Source organism: Pseudomonas fragariae (ex Marin et al. 2024) (assembly GCF_059621105.1).
Genome location: NZ_CM184369.1, coordinates 1,262,354 through 1,284,303, shown reverse-complemented (window position 1 = coordinate 1,284,303; position 21,950 = coordinate 1,262,354). Strand labels below are relative to the sequence as shown.

Sequence of the window (21,950 nt, the reverse complement as noted above, 5' to 3'; positions counted from 1 at the left end):
GCAAAAAGCGGCTGCCAAAGAGCGGGGAGGAATGTTAGCGTGCTACTCATTCAACCGCTCGAGAGTGACTGCCCAATGAAAAAAACCGTACTCGCCTTCAGCCGTGTTTCTCCTGAAATGGCCGAGCGCCTGGCGCAAGATTTCAACGTGATCGTGCCCAACCCCAAGCAGGGTGATATCAACGCGCAGTTTGCAGAAGCCTTGCCTGAATCCCACGGACTTATAGGCGCAGGCCGCAAGCTGGGTCGCGAACAACTGCAGAGCGCCACCAGGCTGGAGGTGGTGTCCAGCATCTCGGTGGGCTACGACAACTACGACGTCGACTACCTGAGCGAGCGCGGCATTCTGCTGACCAACACGCCGGATGTACTGACCGAAAGCACCGCCGACCTGGGCTTCTCGCTGATCATGAGCAGCGCCCGCCGAGTCGCCGAACTGGACGCCTATACCAAGGCCGGACAGTGGACGCGCAGCATCGAACCGCCGCACTTCGGCACCGATGTGCATGGCAAGACGCTGGGTATCGTCGGCATGGGCAACATCGGCGCAGCCATTGCCCGCCGCGGGCGTCTGGGCTTCAACATGCCGATTCTGTACGCCGGCAACAGCCGCAAGACCCAACTCGAACAGGAACTGGGCGCACAATTTCGCAGCCTGGACCAGTTGCTGGCCGAAGCGGATTTCGTCTGCCTGGTGGTACCGCTGAGCGAAAAGACCAAGCACTTGATCGGCCGCCGCGAACTGAGCCTGATGAAGCCCGGTGCCATCCTGGTCAACATCGCCCGCGGCCCGATCGTCGATGAACCCGCCCTGATCGAAGCGCTGCAGAACGGCACCATTCGCGGCGCCGGTCTGGACGTCTACGAAAAAGAGCCGCTGAGCGAATCGCCGCTGTTCCAGCTCAAGAACGCGGTGACCCTGCCGCACGTAGGCTCAGCCACCACCGAAACCCGCCAGGCCATGGCCGACCGCGCCTACGGCAACCTGCGCAGTGCGCTGCTCGGTGAACGACCGCAGGATCTGGTCAACCCGCAGGTGTGGAAAGGCTGAGGCCACGCCTCTGCCGATCTGCAGGCAATGCACGATCACCACCGACTCAGGCCAGTTTGCCGCCGACCACGACGGCAACCGGTCTGACCTTCCTGAACACCAGCACGTTGCCGACCATCACCAGTACCAGCCCCGACAAGGCAGCCAAGGTCCACTGATAACCCTCCACCCAAGCGGAGATGTTCAGCGCCACGACCGGGAACAGCACGGTGCAGTAAGCCGCGCGTTCCGGGCCCATGCGTCCTACCAGGGTCAGGTAGGCAGTGAATGCAATCACCGAGCCGGGGATCACCAGGAACAGCAGTGAGCCTACATAACGCGTGTTCCATTCGAAGCTGAACGGCGTGCCACTCAGCAGGCAATACATGCCCAGTATCGTCGCCCCGTAGAACATGCCCCACGCATTGGTGGTCAGCGGACGCAGACCGGCTTTCTGCTGCAGGCTCGACAGCATGTTGCCCGCCGAGAAGCACAGCGTGCCCAGCAGGGCCAAACCCAGCCCGATCAGGGTCTCGCGGCTGGCGCTGTGCCCGGACAGTTCGGGCCAGAACAGACACGCCAACCCAAGCAGGCCCATCGCGCCACCGGCCATGACGTTGCCAGCGATTTTCTGGCGAAAGAACACCCGCGCGTTCAGTGCATTCCACAGCGTCGAGGTCGAGAACACCACCGCGATCAGGCCGCTGGGTATCCACTGGCTGGCCGTGTAGAAGCACATGAAGTTGACGCAGAACAGGCACACGCCCTGCGCCAGACAGATCAACTGGCCACGACGATTGACTGGTTGCAGCCGCTTGCTCAGCAGTAAAAACGCGAACAGCACCAAGGCCGCCAATGCGAAGCGATAGACGATCGATACCGGAATCGCGACATCGCCGAGTTGAAGTTTCAGGGCGATCCAGGTGGTGCCCCAGATCAGCACGGTCAGCAGATAAAGCGAGAGGTTCATGGTGCAGGCTCCTTGATGAGCCATCAGTCTGCGGCGTGCCGGCCTGCCATCGCTTGCACAATCTTGCGCATTTGATTCAAGCGCTACTGGCAGCGGCGTCGCCAGCGAGTAGGATACAAATCCTAGAGGAATCGTCATGTCCGCCATTGAATCCATCCAGGTCTTTCAGGCCCTGAACAGTTCACCCAATGCCAATCTGGAGCAGAGCGCGCCGCTGGGCGACGGGCTGGTGGCGGCGTTGTGGAACAATCGGCACGACTCGCAGGAATATCACGCACCGACCCACCATACCCTGTCGTGCTATATCGAGGACGGTACCGGGACCTTTCGCCGCGGCAGACCCGACCAGAAAGGCGCGCCGGGCAAGCTGTGCGTATTACCCGCCGGTCATGAGTCCGCCTGGGTAGTGAACGGCGAGATCCGCCTGGCGCATCTGTATTTCAGCCCGGAACAGTTTGCACTGGGCTGCGTGACCCTGCTGGATCGCGAGCCGCGCGAGATGCAACTGCGGGAAAACACCTTTCTGGAAGACCCCGCACAAGCCGCACGCTTCCGGCAGCTGATTCGCCTGAACTGGGCAGAACCCGGCGAGCGCCTGCTGACCAGCAGCCTGGCGCACGAGATGGTCAGCCATGCGCTGCTCAATCAGGCAGGCCTGCGCGACGGGCTGCGCTTGAAAGGCGGCCTGGCGCCGCATCTGCGCCGACATCTGGTGGACTTCATCGAAATGCATCTCGCCGACCCGCTGAGCCTTGGCCAACTGGCCGGCCTGTGTGCGCTGTCGGAATACCACTTCGCACGCATGTTTCGCGAAAGCTTCGGGTTGCCGCCGCACCAGTACCTGCTGGCGCGGCGTATCGAGCAGGCGCGCCAGTTACTGCGCAGTACCGGCAAGCCGCTTGGCGAGATCGCGCTGGCTTGCGGGTTCGCCAGCGCCAGCCATTTCAGCAACCGTTTTCGTCAGGCCACCGGGGCGACACCGGGTGAGTACAGAACGGCTTTAGGCCAATAGCTGGCTCGCCGCTGCCCATGCTCATCAACTGCCGCCCAGCCGAAGTTGCTCTCGCCCCGCATTACGCACCTGTTTCTGGCTTTTGCCGTGCATTTTTCCGGCAGCGGGCGGCTTGCGGTGGTGACATCCATCAGCGGGCCTGCATTGATTCAGAAAACCTGGGAAGCCGGTCGCAACGAAACCCAGCGATATGCGCCATTGATCCTGAACGGGACAAATGAACCGCAATATTAATGATAAATATTCTCATACGCAAAAGAGTCTGCCAGAATCCACGCCACCAATGAGTCCCCGTGGATTGTTCCCCGTGATGCCCGTCGCCCACTCCGCTCTCAATCACACTGTCGAAGGCCTGTACAGGGCTCACAACGCCTGGCTGACGACCTGGTTGCGGCGCAGGCTCGGCTGCCCGCACAGCGCGGCGGACCTGGCGCAGGACACCTTTATCAAGGTGCTGGGCGCACGCGATACAGCGCAAATCGTCGAGCCGCGAGCCTTTCTGACGACGATTGCCAAGCGTGTGCTGTGCAATCACTACCGGCGTCAGGACCTGGAGCATGCCTACTATCAGGCACTGGCCGAACTGCCGGAGCGCGTGGCGCCTTCGGAAGAAGAGCGGGCGATCATTCTCGAAACCCTGGTCGAACTCGATCAACTGCTGGACGGCCTGCCAGCACTGGTCAAGCGGGCGTTTCTGCTGTCGCAGGTCGACGGCTTGAGCCATGGCCGGATCGCTGCCGAACTGGGTATCTCCATCGCCACGGTCAAGCGTCATCTGCACAAGGCCGCCCTGCGCTGCTATTTCGCCCTATGAATCCGAACAGCGAGTCCCTGAACAAATCCGACATCTCGCCTGCCGTGGCACAGCAGGCCGTTGGCTGGCTGCTGGAAATGCAGGAAGGCACGCTGGATGCCCGCCGTCAGCACGCCTGGCAGCTGTGGCTCAATGGCAACGCCGAGCACCAACGGGCATGGGCGCACATGCAGCGGGTCAACCAGCGCCTGAGTGGACTGTCCTCGCCGCTGGCGCATGCGGCACTCAATGCGCCGAAGTCCGCCAGCCGTCGGCATGCGCTCAAACTGCTATTGCTGCTCGGCGCAGGCTCGGCAGCGGGCTGGAGCCTGCGCGAACAGATTGCCCTGCAACCTTTGCTGGCCGACTACGACAGTGGTGTGGGCGAACAGCGCAAGGTGGCGTTGAGCGACGGCAGTCAGGTGCAGTTGAATACTGCCAGCGCGGTGGATGTGCGTTTTGATGCGCAGCAGCGCCTGATTGAACTGCTGCAGGGCGAAATCCTCATGACGGCCTCGGCGGACACGCGCTCGCTGAACCTGTTGAGCGCGGAAGGCACGGTCAGGGCGTCGACAGGCGCCAGTCGTTTCAACCTGCGTCAGCTGGATGGGCGTACGCAATTGGCCGTGTTTGCCGGAGCCCTTGAAATAGCCCCTGCCGGCAAGAGCGGAGCGGGCTTGATGCTGCGCGCCAGCCAGCAGGTGACGTTCAGCCGCGATGCCTGGGACAAGGTTCGTCCGCTGGACGCAGGCAGTGGTGCCTGGGCGGACGGGATGCTGGTGGCGTCGCGCATGAGGCTGACGGATTTTCTCGCAGAGTTGAGTCGCTACCGCCGCGGTCGTCTGAATTGCGATGCGAGGGTTGCAGGGCTGCTGATTTCCGGCAGCTACCCGCTGGCCGACAGCGAGCGCATCCTCGACATGCTCGAACTCGCCCTCCCGGTACGCGTGCAGCGCTTCACGCGGTATTGGGTGAACGTGCAGGCGCGGGTTTGATCGTGATTGCTCGTTTCCACGCCCGGTGCTCATGGTGACATACGCGTCCTGAAGAGCCCGGATAGAGGATTGAAACTACGCCGATTATCGTTCCAACGCTCCGCGTTGGAATGCAGTTCGTGACGCTCTGCGTCACACAGCAGTTATGCGATGTCAGGTAGATTGGAGTTCGGCTCAGGTCACTTTTTCGCCCCTCGGCGACTCACTTTGAGGGACCAAAGTGAGCAAAGTCCCCGCTCCGGTTTCCGGCCCGACTTCGTCGGGTTCCTTCGCCCTGTCACTGATCCGGGGGTCGCCGCAACGCGCCATCCATGGCACGGTGCGGCTAGCCTGGCGTCCTGCCAGGCTACCCCCGGATCAGCGCCAGGACTCAGCCGTCACTTACGTCGCACTCTGCGTCGTCAGTGCCATCGTGGTCGAAAAGCATTTCGATGGTAGTGAACGCGATTTTGACTATCGTCCCCACGCTCCAGCGTGGGAATGCCGTTCGTGACGCTCTGCGTCACACAGCGGTTTGGGGATGTCAGGTAGATTTGCACTGGCCGGCTAAAATTTTTCAAAAAGCGTGAGCCGTTTTTTGATCCTCGCGTGACAGACAGGGAAAGCCTCTCTCAACCTTCCGGTCAAAGGACTCCTGCATGTCAGCCCGCCCTACCCAACTTTCGCCGCTGGTGCGTACATTGCGCCATGTCATTTTCGGCGCCAGCCTCTCGGTCGGCAGCCTGTCGATGGCGCAGGCCGCCGAGGTCGCACCCAAGGTGTATCACATTGCGCCGAGCGAGCTTGAAGCGGCGTTGAACCAGTTCGGTCGTGAGTCTGGCGTGCTGATTTCCTATGGTTCGCAGATCACCAGCGGCCTGAAAAGCCGTGGCCTGGAAGGTCAGTACACGCCCGAGCAGGGCCTGAATGCCTTGCTCGAAGGCACCGGCCTGCAGGCCATGGCCGATGGCAATAACGGCTTTACCCTGCAACCGGCCAATACCGTTGGCGCGCCGATCGAACTGGGTGTCTCTACGGTGGTCGGTGACTGGCTGGGCGCTGCGCAGCAAACCAACGTTTTCGAGCATCCGGGCGCGCGTGACGTGATTCGTCGTGAGGAATTCGAGCGGGTCGGTGCGACATCGGCGCGTGAAGTGCTCAATCGCATTCCGGGCGTCAATGCGCCGGACAACAACGGCACCGGCAGCCATGACATGGCGCTGAACTTCGGCATTCGCGGCCTCAATCCACGCCTGGCGTCGCGCTCTACCGTGCTGATGGACGGTATCCCGGTGCCGTTCGCGCCCTATGGCCAGCCGCAACTGTCGTTTGCGCCGATCAGCATGGGCAACATGGACGCAGTCGATGTGGTACGTGGCGGTGGCGCAGTGCGTTACGGTCCGCAGAACGTGGGTGGCATCGTCAACTTCGTGACCCGCGCGATCCCCGACGCCCCCACTCTCAAGGGCGGCATACAAACCGAGACCAGCCCGTCGTCCAGCCACGACGGCTTCAAGACCACCGGCAACCTGCTGGCAGGCGGTACCGCGGACAACGGCCTGGGCGGCGCGATTCTGTATTCCGGCGTGCGCGGCGGCGACTGGCGCGAGCACAGCGACACCGAAATCGACGACCTAATTCTCAAGGGCAAATACCAGATCGACGACGCCAACAGCCTCAACGCCATGGCGCAGTACTACGATGGCGAAGCACAGATGCCTGGAGGCCTCAGCGTCGCGGACTACGATGCCGACCCGTACCAGTCGACACGCCTGAAGGACAAGTTCTGGGGCCGTCGCACCCTGTTCAACTTCGGCTATCGCTATGAGCAGGACGCGCGCGTCTTCACCGCCAACACGTTCTTCACCAAGACCTTGCGCAGCGGCTATCTGGATCAGGGCAGCTTCGTTTCCCTGTCGCCCCGCGAATACTGGGTGCGCGGCCTGGAAACACGCTTCTCGCAAGGCTTTGCGCTGGGCGAGACCTGGCATGAAGTCGGCGTTGGCTACCGCTACGTCAACGAGGCCGGTCATGAGTTGCGCTATCGCGAACCGGTGACGGGCGAGCTGCCAACCACCGCCAGTCGCAACGACCGCGACACACGCGGCGCGACCGAAGCGCATGCGTTCTACATCGACGACCGCATCGATATCGGCAAGTGGACCATCACGCCGGGCATTCGCTACGAGATGATCGACACCGCGCAGAACAACAACCTGACCAACGCCCGCTACCAGGGCGACTACAGCACCGCACTGCCCGCGTTGAACGTGCTTTACCACCTGACCGACACCTGGAACCTGTACGCCAACACCGAAGGCTCGTTCGGCAGTGTGCAGTACAGCCAGATGCCCAACCGCGTCACCGGCGATGAAGTCAAACCGGAAAAAGCCCGCACCTGGGAACTGGGCACACGCTACGACAACGGCAACCTGCGGGCCGAGATCGGCGCGTTCCTGATCAATTTCGACAACCAGTACGACAGCAACCAGACCAATGACACGGTGATCGCACGCGGCGAGACGCGTCATCAGGGCATCGAGACCAGCGTCAACTATGCGCTGGAGGGCCTGAGTCCGGTGCTGGCCGGCTACGATGTCTACGCGACCTACGCCTTCGTCGACGCCACGATTCGCGAAGACGGCCCGAACAAGGGCAATCGCGTGCCGTTCTCGTCAAAGCACAAGGGAACCATGGGCGTCAGCTACACCGAAGGGCCGTGGAAGCTCAATTTCGACAGCGCCTTCCAGAGCGACCAGTTTGCCGACAACGCCAATACCTCGGCTGAAAGCGCCGACGGCAGCACCGGCAAGATCCCTGGGTACATGCTGTTCAGCACCCGCGCCAACTACGACTTCGGCCCGCAATTGTCTGACCTCAACGTTGCGGTCGGGATGAAGAACATCTTCAACCGCCAGTACTACACCCGCTCGTTCGACGACAACAACCGCGGCAAATACGTCGGCGAACCACGCACGGTGTACGTACAGACATCGGTCGCGTTCTAGTTTCGGACGCCAGAGCGCGAGAGCAGTGTTCTCCCGGACACCTCTCGTTCCTCACGCTCCGCGTGGGAATGCCGTTCTGGACGCTCTGCGTCCGCTCCTGATTCGTAACCTCGCGCCAGGGAAGCAATTTTTTGCTGCGAAATATTTCTTACACATTGGGGTTGAATTGTCAGGCGATTGCCGCCAACACTGTGAATGAGCGCAAACGAAAACGATTCCGACAGGAATCATGCAGTCCAGCCTCGCACGAGCAAGCCCTAATAAGGATTAACTATGCAAATCCAGGTCAATAGCGATAATCACATCGAAAGCAGTATCCGACTGGAGGAGTGGGTTCGTACCACCGTTGAAAGCACGCTCGAACACTACGATGAAAACCTGACCCGCGTGGAAGTCCACATCCGCGATGAAAACGGCGACAAGCCTGGCCCACACGACATCAAGTGCCAGATGGAAGCTCGCCCCAAAGGACACCAACCCATTTCTGTTTCCCACAAGGCCGATACGGTAGATCAGGCTGTGGATGGCGCTGCTGTAAAACTCGATCACGCCCTCGAGCATCTGTTTGGCAAACTGCGCGGCAAACGAGGCGCCGCACCGACCATCGCCGAACAGGATGAAGATCCGGTCAGCCCGGACGCGCTGCTCGAAGAAGAATTTCTGGAAAAAGAGCAGGAGAAAGAAGCCGCTCGTCTGACCTGATGTTCCACTGACACGTTTTGCAAAAAAAGGGCGAACCGGCAACGGTTCGCCCTTTTTGTTCGCCATAGGCCGGCAAGCGCAGTGCACACCGACAGCGTGGCCGACACACGTCTGTATGCCCCAATCGGTGCGCACCACAAAAGGTCGCTGCACAGCTTTGGCCACCCTGATCCACCGCTCGCCTTGCAGCCGTTTCGATCGCCGGTTGCCGTCCATCGAATTTAACACGCCGCACCAGGCGCCCGTCGAGCGGCACCGCAAAGCCATCGGCGAGCAAAAAAAGCACGCCGCTCACCTCTGTGAGTGTGCTGGTCAGCCATGCATCCCCACAAGCGCTCAATATGCATCTCGCCGTTCCGCAGCACCGCGCTCAACACCGGAACCTGAACAGCACGCGAGGACGGTTTCGACCCCGCCGTTACGAATCTCTGGCGTCAAGAATCGGTTGTCCGAGTGTCAGACAATCACTCGAAAAAACCCTGCAAAACGTCATTCGCGAGACAACCAGATCATGTCCGGGACGCACCCCCGGCACGTTTTGGAGAGCGCTTTTTTCAACCGGACTGACTGGCTTGTCTTGCCGCAAAGCAAGCCAGAAAGCGGCTGCGCAGCACTCCCGCTCGGCAGCTTTTAGCGTATCGCCCCGGCAATATGGCCCGAACCATGCAAAGCCCTGTAGTACGCACCACGAGGCAGGCCATCAGGACGGCCACTTCCTGGCGCTGACTCACGTCGAGAGTGCGTTAAAGCGTCTTAAACGAACCTGTCATCAACGCGAAAGACGACAGCAAAACGGTCAGCAGCAGGCGCAGGAGTAACGCAACCGCTGATCAGTCGTCGAGAACCAAAAGGACTACGACCCGGTCAACTTATGCAGACCATTGAGCAGGTGAATGATATGGACAATCCTTTTCAAATGATCACGGACACGTTTCACCCCGACTATCGGGTGAATCTGAGCATTCAAGGGCTGGACGGCAGCATCATGCTGACCTTGTCCAACGAATGCGGCGTCGTTGCCAAGCGCTTGATCAGCGCCGCCCAACGCAATGACCCACAACGCCTGCGCAAGCTGATAGAAAGCGTGCAATTTGGCATCGCCATCGAACGTGGCGACAGCGCGATCAAGATCCTTGCGGCGTTGACCGACGGCGCGACCCTGAAAAAGACACCTGCCCCGGCCAATGGTCCATGGCCGCAGAGTCAGGCAACGGTGAATGCCGGAGCTTGATGGACACCTGCCCTTCCCCTCTGTGCAGCGCCGTTAATGGCGCTGCACAGAGCCAGAATATGTTGATGCCACGCCATCGTCTCCAGACGGCTTGAATGACCTCCTCCCCCCGTAAAACCGGCCTTTAGCTATCATTCCCCCCTCCCTCCTCTTCAGCAAAAGTACAGATACATCCTGCTACAACAATCCTTGCGCAGAAACATTCGAGCGACTGGGCACTGAGTTCAGCGCCACTGCACCTGCGGGTTATTCCGAGGAGGCAACATGTATTTACGTTATGGGTTATTGATCGCATCACTTGCGATCGCGTCAGGCTGTGTCGAGGAGCGTGTGGTCCATGAACGACCGCACGTCCATCATGAATACGTCGAAGAAGTGATCGCGCCGCAACCGCCACCCGAACGCGTCGTCGAGGTGGAACCGGCCCCTCGCCCCGGCTATATATGGGCACGCGGTTACTGGCACTGGAACGGCCAGCGTTTCGTGCCGGTGCATGGCCACTGGGAAGCCGAGCGACCCGGCTATCACTATGTGCATCCGCACTGGGAAAGCGCTGGTGATGGCTGGCACTGGCGTGCCGGGGTCTGGCTGAACTGATTGCCTTCTTCTATAAGCAGCGTGCTGGCGGCATCTTGCACAGATGCCGCCATTGCCTCGATCAGATTTCGCCCTTCTCTTCCGTCACCGCGCCTTTGACGGTGCTGGACGAGTCGGGAATCTTCGCTGAAGGGTATTTGTAAGACGCATAGCGCACCACCAGAATCGCAAACGCCAGCAACAGAATGCCGCCACACAGGTAGATGATGCCGATGTCCGGCGGGTTGTGGTGGGACACGTCGGAAATCAGCAGCCGCGTCAGTGCAGTGATCGCCACATAGATGAGGAAGCGCACGGGCATGTGGTTGGTCTTGAAATAAATCCCGGTCATCGCCCCCAGCTCGAGATAGATGAACAGCAGCAGGATGTCATCGACCGTGACGTTGCCTTTCTCGACCATCCCCAGGAATGCAACCACTGACGCCCATGCAGTGATCGCGCCGATCGCGAACAGGGCGAGAAAGTGGAAGCTCTCCACACACAGGTTGCCCAGCGACTCGGCCTGCGCATGCACGCGGTGTCTTATCTTTACTGCCCATTTGTTTCCCATGAAGCGCTACCTCTGAACCTTCGTTTATGCCGACCGGATGATGCCGGGTACGCGTGACACTGTTGTGGCCTGCTTTTTAAAGCAGGAACAGGGCCATAGGCTATGGTTGAGAGCGCGGCGGGTTGTCGCAAGGCACATTTGCAGCGCAAAAAAGATGCGTAAACGCCACTATTCAGGCGGGGCTTGATTGGCACATGGCTTTTACTGTATAAAAACACAGTAATCGAGAAATCGCTTTCGCTGTTGCGTCGCAGGCCAGCTTCCCTAAAGGCCTTCACGCAGTGCCCCGCTATACCTGACCGGCGCGCTGGTCATGCACGATCAATGCTTTGCATACCCGCTGGTCAGAGCACAAAGCGCTGAACGTCCGGGTCTAGCCCTTTCAACACTGGATAAGACGACGAGGCCAAAATGGCTGTTGAAACCCTTTACCGCAGTACCCGCGATCTGGAGACTACTTTCGTGGACCGTAAACTCGCCGATGCGCACGACCAAATGCTCGAGCTGGCCGAGCTTCTCACCGACGTCCTGATCAAGAACGTGCCGGGGATCTCGGAGAAGCATGCAGAGGACGCGAGCATTTACATGGCGAAGAATCGCGCCGTGTTCGCAGCGGCGTTCAAGAACAACGCGAGCGCACTCAGCGAACTGTCGGAGCCGGCCGAGGCGAAAGACTGATTCCGTTGTGGGCTGCGACTCCCCTCATTGCGAGGGGGTCGCCAATCATTCTCATTTAATGGCTGGGCAATCACCCGTATTGCTGCTACAACTCAATACTGTATATGCCGCACAACTTGAACAGCATCTAAACCCTTTCCTAACATCCCGTCTTCCCGTCAGCGTGTCAAACTCGATACATGATCAAAGTTCCCAACCGTCATTATATCAGCGTCATTTTTGTGAACCCCTTCTCTCTTCCTGTCATTAAACAGGCGTCAGGATTCTGCTGTAGTGACGCACACCTCAGCGCTGCTAGTTTTGTTGGAACTTTTTGCCATCACTCATAACTACGCGTGGCGAGCCGGCATTCAAAACAGCTGAAAAAGCGTTTCAGAAGCCCTTGAAAACCCCGTATTCATTGACCCAAACGGCAGCTCTCAAAAAATTTAACCCTGTACTGACCGTGGTGAAATTCTAAAGTTCCTACTCATTGTTACTTTGAAAAATACTTAATAAAACGTTTTGCTTTATTATCCTGTTCTGTTAATAATTCCGACAAATCCGGGTAACAAGGCATATTGCTACATTCACACTGAAGTGAACATCGAGCCACAAACTCCGATCTTTCCGCCCGAGAAACTCATCAACTCGCAAGCTGACCAAGCTGTTCTCAGTCTGGTTTTTGCTGCTGTGCGACGCGCTAAGGGCGCGGGAGGAAATAATGGCTGGTCTGCACCCCAGAATGAAGGTCCTTTCCATTTTCGGTACTCGTCCGGAGGCCATCAAAATGGCTCCCCTGGTCAGAGCACTGGCTGCAGAGCCAGGTATCGACTCAAGAATCTGCATTACCGGGCAGCATCAAAGCATGCTGCAACAGGTGCTGGACATGTTCGAGCTCAAAGCCGACTACAGCCTTGATGTGATGCGCCCGGATCAGACGCTGAACTCGCTGACCGCTGCGCTTTACGCGGCGATCGACCCGATTCTGGACGAGATGAAACCGGACAAGGTGCTGGTTCACGGCGACACCACATCAGCCATGGTGGCGGCCATGTCGGCCTTTCATCGCCGCATCCCCATCGGCCACGTCGAAGCAGGTCTGCGCACCGGTGACATCCGTCAGCCATGGCCTGAGGAGATGAACCGTCGTTGCATCGATCTGATTTCCGATCACCTGTTCGCTCCCACCGCCGAGTCGCGCCGCAACGTGCTGGGCGAGCGTTTGCAGGGCATTTCGTTCGTGACCGGCAATACCGTGATCGACGCCCTGCACCTGACCGCGCAACGAATCGACAGCAACCGTCAGCTGCGCCATGCCCTTGATCGCCAGTTTTCGTTCCTGGTGCCCGAGCGCAGGGTGCTGGTGGTGACCGGTCATCGTCGCGAGAACTTCGGCGACGGCTTCCTCAATATCTGCAAAGCGCTGGGCGAGCTTGCCAGACGCGACGACATACAGATCGTCTACCCGGTGCACCTGAACCCCAACGTACTGGGGCCGGTGACCGAGCACCTGGGCGACCTGCCCAACGTGCATCTGATCAAACCGCTGGACTACCTGTCGTTCGTGCGCCTGATGCAACGCGCTCACGTCATCCTCACCGATTCCGGTGGCGTGCAGGAAGAAGCGCCGTCGCTGGGCAAACCGGTATTGGTCATGCGCGATGTCACCGAGCGCCCGGAAGCGGTCGCGGCGGGCACTGTGCGCCTGGTGGGCACCGAGACGGACGCCATCATTCGCGGTGTGAACGCCCTGTTTGACGATGATGCGCTGTGGCAGAACGCCTCCCGTGCAGCCAACCCCTATGGCGACGGCAAAGCCAGTTCACGGATCGTCGATGCCCTGATGGGCCGTCCGGTGGATGAGTTTGTCGCCGAGCTGCCGCGTCAGCGCCAGGACCCGGTGGACAGACACCTGGATACACGAATCAAGCCCCAGCATGAACATGCAGAGTTGCGCTCGATGGCCAGTTAGCCAAAAGGACGCGCAGGTAGCGCAAACGAACCCCAAAAAAATCCGCAGGAAGCAGTCCGCAAACGATACGGGCACCCGGTTCAGACCGAGTGCCCGAAAAACGTTGTAGCAGACCGGCAGCCTGTATCAAGACCCAATGGCCTTGAGCCTTTACCGAGATCTGCACGATGAAATCTTCCGTTGCCGTAAACATGGGCGCGTTTGGCGTACTTGCCTGCGGGATGAGCCTGCTGGCGCTGATGCCTGCATTCGCCCTGGCTGCCGAAAGCCCGCTGACCCAGGCGATCAACCGAATCACTGCCGACAATCGCCAGGAGCGCGTGATCGAGTTGAGGGAGCTGGGTATCGATCGCCCGATCATCCTCAATGCCTCCGATGCCCGCCGCGAGCTGTATCTGCCGGTGCCTGCCAATGTGCCGTTGACCGAGGCCACGCTGAATTTCGATGCCAGTTACCTGAACGGCGAGGCCGGCCGCAACACGCTGCTGCTGTCGCTGGACGGTTATCCGGTACGTGCGCTGGGCCTCAATGAAGAACAGGGCAACGCCAGTGCAACGCTGGGCGTCGACAAGGCAGCGCGGGAAAGCGGTTCGGTGCGGCTGGGGATTGCCTGGTCGTCGGTGATCTCGAAAGCGCTCTGCGAGGATGAACGCGCGATCGGCAACGTGTTGCGCATCGATCCGCACACACGCCTCACTTACAGCTATGACGCCAGCCAGTTGCAGGACGTCGGCGCGGTATGGAACGCACTGCCCGGCAAACCCGGCCTGCTGGTCGCACCCGGCACATTGTCGAACGCCAGCTACGATGCCGCCTGGCGTCTGGGCGTAGCGCTGGAGCGCATCGGCAAGCAGGCACGCATCCTGCCGTTCCCTGCGGTGCAGGACAGCGTAGACCTGAGCGGCCTGACTATTCCGGCGGAACTCAAGCAGATTCCGGCGTTTGCAGGGCTCGAAGGCAAGGGCCAGTACACCCTGCGCGACCCGGCGGAAATCGGTGCATTGCTGATGCTCGGCCAGACACCTGCGTTGCAGGCCGACCTGGCGATCAGCGATCCGCAGTTGCTCAAGGCTATCGACGACGCCATGGACGCTCTCCAGGCGCAGGTGCAGGGTCTGGATGCTTCGGCGGCCAGCGCACTGAGCCAATGGCGCGAACGCCATATCAAGAAGCCGCTCGCCAACAGCACCGGGGATGACGTGAGTCTGGCCCTGCTGGGCAATCGCGCGCTGCTGATGATCAAGCCGGAGTCGGCCAACAAAGCCATCGGCCTGTTCAGCTCGGCGTGGAATAAACTGGCGCGCAATCGCCAGCTGACCATTGGCGAAGAAGCCGCCATGCCTCTGAGCGAAGACGGTCGTGTCGCACTGACCCGTCTGGGCGGCAAGCCCGGCACGGTGGACGTGCTGGCAAAAACCGACTGGAGCGCCTCGTTCCCGCTGGGCAGCGTTGCCTATGACGGTCGCGTACCGGTGACTGCGATGATCGATATCGCTGCCGCCCCCGGTGCATCGGGTACCCCGCCGGTTGCCACGTTGTTCCTCAACGATTACCTGATCGGTGCGATGCAACTGACTCCCGATGGCAAGAAAGAGCGCATCGAAGCCCGCATTCCGCAATACGCACTGGCGGCGCAGAACGTCCTGCGCGTGTCCTTCCAGCGTCAGCCGGTCAGCAACCAGTGCCTGGAAACGCCGCAGGCGTTCCCGATCTCGGTACTGCCGACCAGCCACATCGTGCTGGACAAGGTCACGCCTGACGAAAACTTCTCGGGCATGGCGGCACGCTTCGCCACCGACACGCAGATCATGGTGCCCAAGGGCTACCTCGAGCGCCCGGCCAGCAGCCTGCCGCAAGTCATCCGCATCGCCAGCGCCTCCGGCGTCTCGCCGCTGCGCGCACAGCTCAGCGTCAGCGATGACGCCAGCGTAGCCGTGACACCTGCCAAGGCGTTCCTGGCCTTCGAACTGCCCGTCAAGGACGGCGCCGAGTCGGTCAAGGCCAGCAGCGACGGGCATCTGCTGATCAACCATAAAGAGCAGACGCTGCTCGACCTCAAGTCGCTCAACCACCTGGCTTCGTTGCAAGTGATCGAAGCCGGCGGCCAGCACGGCATGGTCTATCGCTCGCTGGGCGGTCAGGCTCCTGTGTTCGAACGTCCGCTACTGCTGGAACGTGGCAACGCCGCGCTGCTGGCTGACAGCGGCCCGATCGCCACCTTCGACGCCAAGGACCCGACCGGCAGCCAGATGATCGAGGAGGAGGAAAGCACCGGCATCGAGGCCTGGCGCAAACCATCGCTGCTGTGGCTGATCCCGGCCGGCATCGTACTTTTTCTCATTCTGTTGCTGGCTGGCCGTAGCGCCCGTCGCAATCGCTCGTAACAGGCCGCCGCAATGACGTCGCTCTATTGGCCTTACTGGCTGGCCCATTACTACAGCGTGCTGGAAGTCGCGACGATCGTTGTCGGGCTGATCATCCTGGTATCGAGTATCGATGACCTGTTCATCGATATCTGGTACTGGTCGCGCCGGCTGTACCGCAAGTTCACCGCCGAACGTCGCTACCGGCCACTGACTGCCGAGCAGTTGACTGCCCGTGACGAGCAGCCGCTGGCAATCATGGTCCCGGCCTGGCTGGAATACGACGTCATCGCGCCGATGATCGAAAACATGGTGTCGACGCTCGACTATCAGAACTACGTGGTGTTCGTCGGCACTTACATCAACGACCAGCGCACCATCGATGAAGTGGAGCGCATGCGTCGCCGCTACAAGCAGTTGCACCGTGTGGAGGTGCCGCACGCCGGCCCGACCTGCAAGGCCGACTGCCTGAACTGGGTGATCCAGGCGATTTTCCTGTACGAGAAGACCCACGCCGTACAGTTCGCCGGGACCATCCTGCACGACAGCGAAGACGTGCTGCACCCGCTTGAACTGCGCCTGTTCAATTACCTGTTGCCGCGCAAGGACATGATCCAGTTGCCGGTCGTGTCGCTGGAACGCAACTGGTACGAATGGGTAGCCGGCACCTACATGGACGAGTTCGCCGAATGGCACGGCAAGGACCTGGTGGTACGCGAAAGCATGACTGACACCGTGCCTTCGGCCGGTGTCGGCACTTGCTTCTCGCGACGTGCGCTGATGGTGCTGGCGGATGAAAACCAGAACCAGCCGTTCAATACCGAAAGCCTGACCGAGGACTACGACGTCGGCGCGCGACTGGCGAAGTACGGCATGCAGGCGATCTTCGTACGCTTCCCGGTGCAATTTCGGGTGCTGCGCAAATCGTGGTTCCGCAAGCCTTACGAATCGACGCTGGAAATGCCGCTGTGCGTGCGCGAATTCTTCCCGGACACCTTCCGCACTGCCTTTCGCCAGAAAGCGCGCTGGACGCTGGGTATCGGCTTGCAAGGCTGGGAGCAAATGGGCTGGACCGGCTCGCTGGCAAACCGTTACCTGCTGTTTCGCGACCGCAAGGGTGTGGTGACATCGTTTATCAGCATCATTGCCTACCTGATCCTCATCCAGCTGCTGGCACTGATCGTTCTGCGCTCCAGCGGGCTGTGGAATACCAGCTTCCCGACACCGTTTGAAACCACCGGACTGATTCAGTATCTGCTGGTGGCCAACGGCATCGCACTGCTGTGGCGGATCCTGCATCGCTGCTACTTCACCACCGTGCTTTACGGCTGGCAGCACGGTTTGCTGTCGATACCGCGCATGGTGGTCGGCAACTTCGTCAACTTCATGGCTGCGGCTCGGGCCTGGCGGATGTTTCTGGTGGGCAAGGTGCTCAACCGCAAGCTGGTCTGGGACAAGACCATGCACGACTTCCCGTCTTCCGACCTGATTGCCGTCGCGCCCCGCCGTCTGGGCAGCGTGCTGTTGTCCTGGCAAGCCATCAACGACGAAAAACTGCAGACCGCACTGACTGAACAGCAAACCCGTCAGGTGCCCCTGGGCAGGATTTTGCTTAGCCACGGCTGGCTCGACGATGAAACCCTGGCTGAGGCCATCGCCTTCCAGAATGACCTGCCGCGGGTGTTCGACATCGCCAGCAAGCGTGCCGACAACAGTGTGCTGGCGGATGAGTTCTGCCTGCGCTGGCGTGTCGTGCCGTTGCAAATGAATGCGCTGGGCCGCCAGGAAATCGCAGTGGCCAGCCCGCTGCCGCCTGACGGTCTGCAGCAGATTAGCGAACAGCTGGGTGCCGAGCCGGTGCAGTTGATTGCCCGTGAAAGCGACATCGTCGCGCAGTTGCGTCAGCTTCAGGTGGTCGAGGGTCAGCCGCTTCCAGCCAGAGCGCCACTGCTGGGCGATCTGCTGATCGAGCAAGGCCTGCTGGACCGCGAAGTGTTCCAGAAAGCCATGCTCGGCTACCGCCCGCATGTGCATGGCCGGATCGGCGACTACCTGGTCGACATTGGCGTGCTGCCCAGAGAAACCATCGAACAGGCTGTGGCACGTCAGCACAACCATTACCGATCTGACGATCAAACGGAGCAGCCACTATGAAGCGCCCCTTCATCCTGTCGCTGCTGGTGACCGGCCTGAGTCTTTCTTCGCCGTTCAGCCAGGCAGAAACCCTGCCTTTGCCGTTGACCGGCCCGGCGTATGCCATCGCCAACGAAGCCTACATGGCCTACAACCGCAAGGATTACGACCTGGCCATCGCCAAAGCGAACGAAGCGTTGCGTCAGCGCGGTGACGCTCAGCAGTTGCGTGACCTCATTACGTTGGCCGAACGCGACAAGTACCGCCGCGATCATCCGCAACGCGCTTACAAGACACGTCCGCAACCTGGCTATCTGGAAGGCAATCAGGCGCTGCGCGCCTACGCCAACCGCGACTACGACGGCTCGGCCAGTCATGCGCGCAAGGCCATTGCCCAGGCACCGAAGAACCTCGATTACCGCATGATGCTGATCGAGGCGCTGCAACGTCAGCAGCATCTGGATGAAGCACAGGCAGCGATCAACGATGCCGAGCAGGCACTGGGGCCGCAACAGGTGCTGACGCGTCGTCGGCAGGCGATTCAGGAGCAGGTGGCGGTCAACAAGGCGGCCACCGGCTACAAGGCACTGGCTCGCGGAGATAACGACACCGCGGTCAGCGAGGCGCGGGAGGCTGTCCGCAGTTTCCCAAAGCAGATGGCCTACCGGAAATTACTGGTCAGCGCCCTGATTGCCCAAGGGCAGTATGCCGAAGCGCGCTCTGCGGCCACCGAAGCGCTGGCGCTGAATGGCAACGACGCCACCCTGCTCGTCCAGCGCGGACAAATGCGTCAGCGCCTGGGCGATCAGGACGGTGCGCGTCAGGACTTCGCCCAGGCCATGGCGGTCGGCAACCTGCCGCTGCGTGAACAGGCCTCGTTGTACGCCGCCATGGGCCAGCCGAGTGAGGCATTGCAACGCTTGCAGAAAGCACGCGACGCGGGCGAACTGCAACCCGGCGATGAAGTGCAGATAGCCTATTTCCTCAGCCAGGCGGGCGATGATCAAGGTGCGCTGGATACGTTCAAGCGTGTTGACCGTCAGTCCGGCCTCAAGCCACGCGAAGTGCAGGATGCCGCCTACAGCGCGATGCGCACGTCGAACGATGCGCAGGCCATCGCCTACTTCAAACGCGTGCTCGATTATCAGCAGACCGGCGATTTGCAGATGCCCGCGCAACAGGTGTTCGACACCCGACGCGCCGTCTCTGATCTGTCCCGTGAATGGGGATTGACCAACACCACGACTTATCGGGGTGCCAGCACCAGCAGCGGCCTGAGCGGCGCACCCGGCGGCAGCAATGACAGCGTGCAGAACAGCACCGAAGTGTTCTGGCGACCCTTCGGTTACCGCAATGCGCGCTTCGTCGAGCTTTACGGACGCGTCACCGACACGCTGTGGAGCAAGGAAGGCGACTCCGACACAGGCGCGGACGCTTTGCAGGGCGCGCTCGGTATCCGGGTCAAGCCGTTCAGCGCAGTCAACGTGATCGGTGCCTTCGAACGCACCTTTCCGCTGGGCAACTCGAACGCCGACGGCGACTGGCTGGTGCGCTTGGGCTACGGCTCGAGCATCGGCACCGACCTGCGCGTCGATGTACCGAGCTGGTGGACGTCGCAGCTGTACGCTGAAGGCGGGCGCTATCTGCAGGACAAGCGCAACTATTTCAACAGCGAGTGGCAGGTCGGACGCAGCTTCCGTCTGGACAGCATCAGCCCGCGGCTGGTGGTGTTTCCCCATGTGGTCGCCGCAGTGGACTACGATTCGAAGATGCGCAGTGAGGTCGACAGTCTCGGCCGTAGCAGCACATCATCAGGTAATGCTGGCGGGCTTGGTGTCGGTACGGGCGTGCGTTACTGGTTCCGCGAGGATAAGTACAAGGCGCCGCAGTCGTATGTCGACTTCTCCGTGCAGTATCGCGAGAAAGTGTTTGGCGATGACCGCGCAGAAGGCGTTTTCGCACGCATGACGTTCTCGTGGTGACCCGCGCCCGTCACCCATCAGGGAGTAATGTTTGAAGGCTCTGGCCGCACTGCTGCGACAGGCAACATTGATCAAGACCTCGGTGGCCGCCCTGCTGGTGGGGGCGATCGCCTTCGGCACCAGCGAGCTGTATCTGCTGATCCAGCCCAAGGGCCCGGGCGTGGTCGGCATCGTCTGGCAACCGGATAACGCAACCGTAGGCATAAGCGGCAACTGGGACAGACTCGGCGCACGGCAATTGCTCGTGCAGTGGACGGCGGTCGATGATCAGGCGTTCATACCGGGCACGCCGATGGCCAGTGTGCCCGTGTTGCCGGACTGGACACGCATCGGCAAGGAGCCGTGGGCGCAGGAGGTGATCCTCGGGCTGGCCGGGTACTTCAGCGAAGCCCGCTCACGGGACAATATCGAGCAACTGGCGGTGCTTTCGGCGCAATTGGCCAAGGTGAAAACGCCGCTCAATGTCACCGGCTGGTACTTCCCCGCCGAGGTCGATCCCAGCTGGAGTCGGGCCAAGGAGTTACCCGCACTGTTGGCGAAACTGCCCAGACCGTTATGGATCAGCGTCTACGATGGCGGCAATATCGGGCCCGCCGCCACGGCAGACTGGCTGAAAACCTGGCTGCCGGACGATATCGGCGTGTTCTTTCAGGATGGTGTGGGTGTTTATGCCCGCACCGCCCCGGTTGCCCGAACCTATGCCGATGCCTTGCGCAACAGGCTGGGCAAGAATCGCGTAAGAATCATCGTCGAAGCCTTTCGTCCGCAGGTAGGCGGCGGCTTCCGCCCGGCAACGGCGGCCGAACTGAAACCGCAGATCGCCGCATTCGATGGCTATCCGCTGTATCTGTTCGACGGTCCGCACTATGTGACACCCGACCTGATAGAAGCTCTGAACAAGTAGAAACAAGTGGCGCTGGACGAAATTCGCGCACAGGGCTACAAAGAGTCTTCGTACTGGATTTCGAGCCGCACGGAGTGGTCAATGACGCCACGTCAGCATTGCCTGGCCTGCCTGCAACAGACACCGCCCGCGGTGTTTGAAGCTGCGTTATGGGTGTCGACCGAACATGACGCGCACTTCGCCTGGCATGAGGTGATGAGCGAAATGGACCAGTTGCAGCGCCAGATAAATTCAGCGCTGCCTGTCCTGCCTGCGCCTGAACTTGCCCAGCCGCTGTTGCGGCATCTCAACGCCCTGGGTTTTCAGCAGGATGACTGGAACCCTCCCAAACCCGACTCGGCCCTTTTGCACAAGATCGTGCGGCAGCGTCGAGGCCAGCCACTGGGGCTGGCAATGATCGCGCTGGAGATCGCACGGCGCCTGGATATCGCACTGGAAGGCGTTAACTTCCCGGGTCACTTCCTGCTGCGCGTGCCGGGTGCCGATCACCTGCTCGACCCCTGCAGCGGGCGCAGGCTCTATCCCGCCGATTGCCGCGAGCTGTTGATCCGGCAGTTCGGCCCGACCATGCAGCTGCGCGCCGAACATATGACACGCGCCACCCCGACCAGCATGCTGCAACGGTTGTCGCGCAACCTGCGGCACCTGCACCAGATCAACGATAATGCCCTCGCGGCGCTCAAGGATGCCGACCGCATCGTCGAACTGGGCCAGGCCACCAGCAGCGATCACCTGGCTCGCGCCAGTCTGTATCAGTTTCTTGAATGCCCGCAGGCCGAACGTTTCGATCTGGAACGCGCGCTGTTGCTCAGTGAAGACCCACTGCAAAGACTCCAGCTTGCCGAGCGCCTGAGCCATTTATCGGTAAACCACCGCGTTCATTGAGCATCCTGCTCATTCGCGGCGAATTGTTACCTGCCGGGTAATGCTGCATATCCTGCGCGGGGATTTTTCAGACGCGTGATGGCGGTTAACCTGCGCGCGTTAAATCGACGTGGATTTGCAAGCTCCCTTGATCCTGCGTTTTGTTTGGCCGCCGTGCAGGTCTCTGCGCAGCGGCCTTTTTTATT

General features: G+C 60.6%; 17 protein-coding genes. 15 read left to right on the top strand and 2 right to left on the bottom strand.

The window, feature by feature from the left end; all coding sequences use genetic code 11:
* Positions 1–75 precede the first annotated feature (75 nt).
* The gene (locus AC54XV_RS05830) at positions 76–1,050 is read left to right on the top strand and encodes a 2-hydroxyacid dehydrogenase (protein ID WP_057457035.1); all 975 of its coding nucleotides are present in this window, start codon (positions 76–78) and stop codon (positions 1,048–1,050) included.
* A 46-nt stretch (positions 1,051–1,096) separates the two neighbouring features.
* Here AC54XV_RS05830 and AC54XV_RS05825 read toward each other — a convergent pair whose 3' ends face one another.
* Positions 1,097–1,999, bottom strand: a complete 903-nt coding sequence (locus tag AC54XV_RS05825; protein ID WP_103712979.1) for a DMT family transporter — start codon at positions 1,997–1,999, stop codon at positions 1,097–1,099.
* A 136-nt stretch (positions 2,000–2,135) separates the two neighbouring features.
* Here AC54XV_RS05825 and AC54XV_RS05820 point away from each other — a divergent pair, with 136 nt between their 5' ends.
* From AC54XV_RS05820 to AC54XV_RS05790, 7 genes are all read left to right on the top strand, one after another.
* On the top strand, positions 2,136–3,011 hold the full coding sequence (locus AC54XV_RS05820; RefSeq protein WP_496718115.1) for a helix-turn-helix domain-containing protein: 876 nt from the start codon (positions 2,136–2,138) through the stop codon (positions 3,009–3,011).
* Positions 3,012–3,321: 310 nt separating this feature from the next.
* Positions 3,322–3,825, top strand: coding sequence for a sigma-70 family RNA polymerase sigma factor (locus AC54XV_RS05815; protein WP_004406806.1), 504 nt, complete (start codon positions 3,322–3,324; stop codon positions 3,823–3,825).
* Positions 3,822–4,799: a FecR domain-containing protein gene (locus AC54XV_RS05810; RefSeq protein ID WP_058822488.1), complete on the top strand. Its 978-nt coding sequence runs from the start codon at positions 3,822–3,824 to the stop codon at positions 4,797–4,799. Before AC54XV_RS05815 ends, AC54XV_RS05810 begins: the two co-directional genes overlap by 4 nt.
* A gap of 638 nt (positions 4,800–5,437) precedes the next feature.
* Complete coding sequence (gene fecA, locus AC54XV_RS05805) at positions 5,438–7,786, top strand: TonB-dependent Fe(3+) dicitrate receptor FecA (RefSeq protein ID WP_496718112.1); 2,349 nt, start codon at positions 5,438–5,440, stop codon at positions 7,784–7,786.
* 273 nt (positions 7,787–8,059) lie between these two features.
* Positions 8,060–8,488, top strand: coding sequence for an HPF/RaiA family ribosome-associated protein (locus tag AC54XV_RS05800; RefSeq protein WP_003365451.1), 429 nt, complete (start codon positions 8,060–8,062; stop codon positions 8,486–8,488).
* 898 nt (positions 8,489–9,386) lie between these two features.
* Positions 9,387–9,719, top strand: coding sequence for a DUF3509 domain-containing protein (locus AC54XV_RS05795; protein ID WP_011266781.1), 333 nt, complete (start codon positions 9,387–9,389; stop codon positions 9,717–9,719).
* Positions 9,720–9,983: 264 nt separating this feature from the next.
* On the top strand, positions 9,984–10,316 hold the full coding sequence (locus AC54XV_RS05790) for a YXWGXW repeat-containing protein (protein ID WP_004406825.1): 333 nt from the start codon (positions 9,984–9,986) through the stop codon (positions 10,314–10,316).
* 61 nt (positions 10,317–10,377) lie between these two features.
* Here AC54XV_RS05790 and AC54XV_RS05785 read toward each other — a convergent pair whose 3' ends face one another.
* The gene (locus tag AC54XV_RS05785) at positions 10,378–10,866 is read right to left on the bottom strand and encodes a phosphate-starvation-inducible protein PsiE (protein ID WP_003316964.1); all 489 of its coding nucleotides are present in this window, start codon (positions 10,864–10,866) and stop codon (positions 10,378–10,380) included.
* Positions 10,867–11,277: 411 nt separating this feature from the next.
* Between AC54XV_RS05785 and AC54XV_RS05780 the strand changes: the two genes are divergently transcribed.
* The 7 genes from AC54XV_RS05780 to AC54XV_RS05750 all read left to right on the top strand — a co-directional run bounded on the left by AC54XV_RS05780 (position 11,278) and on the right by AC54XV_RS05750 (position 21,765).
* The gene (locus tag AC54XV_RS05780; protein ID WP_004406827.1) at positions 11,278–11,544 is read left to right on the top strand and encodes a YebG family protein; all 267 of its coding nucleotides are present in this window, start codon (positions 11,278–11,280) and stop codon (positions 11,542–11,544) included.
* A 703-nt stretch (positions 11,545–12,247) separates the two neighbouring features.
* Positions 12,248–13,498: a non-hydrolyzing UDP-N-acetylglucosamine 2-epimerase gene (gene wecB / locus AC54XV_RS05775; protein ID WP_349345679.1), complete on the top strand. Its 1,251-nt coding sequence runs from the start codon at positions 12,248–12,250 to the stop codon at positions 13,496–13,498.
* Between the two features lie 167 nt (positions 13,499–13,665).
* Entirely contained in the window at positions 13,666–15,882 is a 2,217-nt protein-coding gene (locus tag AC54XV_RS05770; protein WP_032656253.1) for a cellulose biosynthesis cyclic di-GMP-binding regulatory protein BcsB, read from the top strand.
* Between the two features lie 12 nt (positions 15,883–15,894).
* Entirely contained in the window at positions 15,895–18,015 is a 2,121-nt protein-coding gene (locus tag AC54XV_RS05765; protein WP_011266778.1) for a glycosyl transferase family protein, read from the top strand.
* Positions 18,012–19,976 carry a bacteriophage N4 adsorption protein A gene (locus AC54XV_RS05760; RefSeq protein WP_024652339.1) on the top strand — a complete coding sequence of 655 codons (1,965 nt, stop codon included), beginning with the start codon at positions 18,012–18,014 and terminating at the stop codon, positions 19,974–19,976. Before AC54XV_RS05765 ends, AC54XV_RS05760 begins: the two co-directional genes overlap by 4 nt.
* A 31-nt stretch (positions 19,977–20,007) precedes the next feature.
* Positions 20,008–20,880: an alpha-amylase family protein gene (locus AC54XV_RS05755; protein WP_024643039.1), complete on the top strand. Its 873-nt coding sequence runs from the start codon at positions 20,008–20,010 to the stop codon at positions 20,878–20,880.
* A gap of 81 nt (positions 20,881–20,961) precedes the next feature.
* On the top strand, positions 20,962–21,765 hold the full coding sequence (locus tag AC54XV_RS05750) for a SirB1 family protein (RefSeq protein ID WP_024643038.1): 804 nt from the start codon (positions 20,962–20,964) through the stop codon (positions 21,763–21,765).
* The last annotated feature ends 185 nt before the right edge of the window (positions 21,766–21,950 follow it).

Bases quoted from the DNA above. Each gene is read 5' to 3' on its own strand.
- AC54XV_RS05820 (WP_496718115.1), top strand. From the start codon at position 2,136: ATGTCCGCCATTGAATCCATCCAGGTCTTTCAGGCCCTGAACAGTTCA.
- AC54XV_RS05800 (WP_003365451.1), top strand. From the start codon at position 8,060: ATGCAAATCCAGGTCAATAGCGATAATCACATCGAAAGCAGTATCCGA.
- AC54XV_RS05765 (WP_011266778.1), top strand. From the start codon at position 15,895: ATGACGTCGCTCTATTGGCCTTACTGGCTGGCCCATTACTACAGCGTG.
- AC54XV_RS05785 (WP_003316964.1), bottom strand. From the start codon at position 10,866: ATGGGAAACAAATGGGCAGTAAAGATAAGACACCGCGTGCATGCGCAG.
- AC54XV_RS05770 (WP_032656253.1), top strand. From the start codon at position 13,666: ATGAAATCTTCCGTTGCCGTAAACATGGGCGCGTTTGGCGTACTTGCC.
- AC54XV_RS05750 (WP_024643038.1), top strand. From the start codon at position 20,962: ATGACGCCACGTCAGCATTGCCTGGCCTGCCTGCAACAGACACCGCCC.
- AC54XV_RS05790 (WP_004406825.1), top strand. From the start codon at position 9,984: ATGTATTTACGTTATGGGTTATTGATCGCATCACTTGCGATCGCGTCA.
- AC54XV_RS05830 (WP_057457035.1), top strand. From the start codon at position 76: ATGAAAAAAACCGTACTCGCCTTCAGCCGTGTTTCTCCTGAAATGGCC.
- fecA (WP_496718112.1), top strand. From the start codon at position 5,438: ATGTCAGCCCGCCCTACCCAACTTTCGCCGCTGGTGCGTACATTGCGC.
- AC54XV_RS05760 (WP_024652339.1), top strand. From the start codon at position 18,012: ATGAAGCGCCCCTTCATCCTGTCGCTGCTGGTGACCGGCCTGAGTCTT.
- AC54XV_RS05810 (WP_058822488.1), top strand. From the start codon at position 3,822: ATGAATCCGAACAGCGAGTCCCTGAACAAATCCGACATCTCGCCTGCC.
- AC54XV_RS05795 (WP_011266781.1), top strand. From the start codon at position 9,387: ATGGACAATCCTTTTCAAATGATCACGGACACGTTTCACCCCGACTAT.
- AC54XV_RS05825 (WP_103712979.1), bottom strand. From the start codon at position 1,999: ATGAACCTCTCGCTTTATCTGCTGACCGTGCTGATCTGGGGCACCACC.
- AC54XV_RS05780 (WP_004406827.1), top strand. From the start codon at position 11,278: ATGGCTGTTGAAACCCTTTACCGCAGTACCCGCGATCTGGAGACTACT.
- AC54XV_RS05815 (WP_004406806.1), top strand. From the start codon at position 3,322: ATGCCCGTCGCCCACTCCGCTCTCAATCACACTGTCGAAGGCCTGTAC.
- wecB (WP_349345679.1), top strand. From the start codon at position 12,248: ATGGCTGGTCTGCACCCCAGAATGAAGGTCCTTTCCATTTTCGGTACT.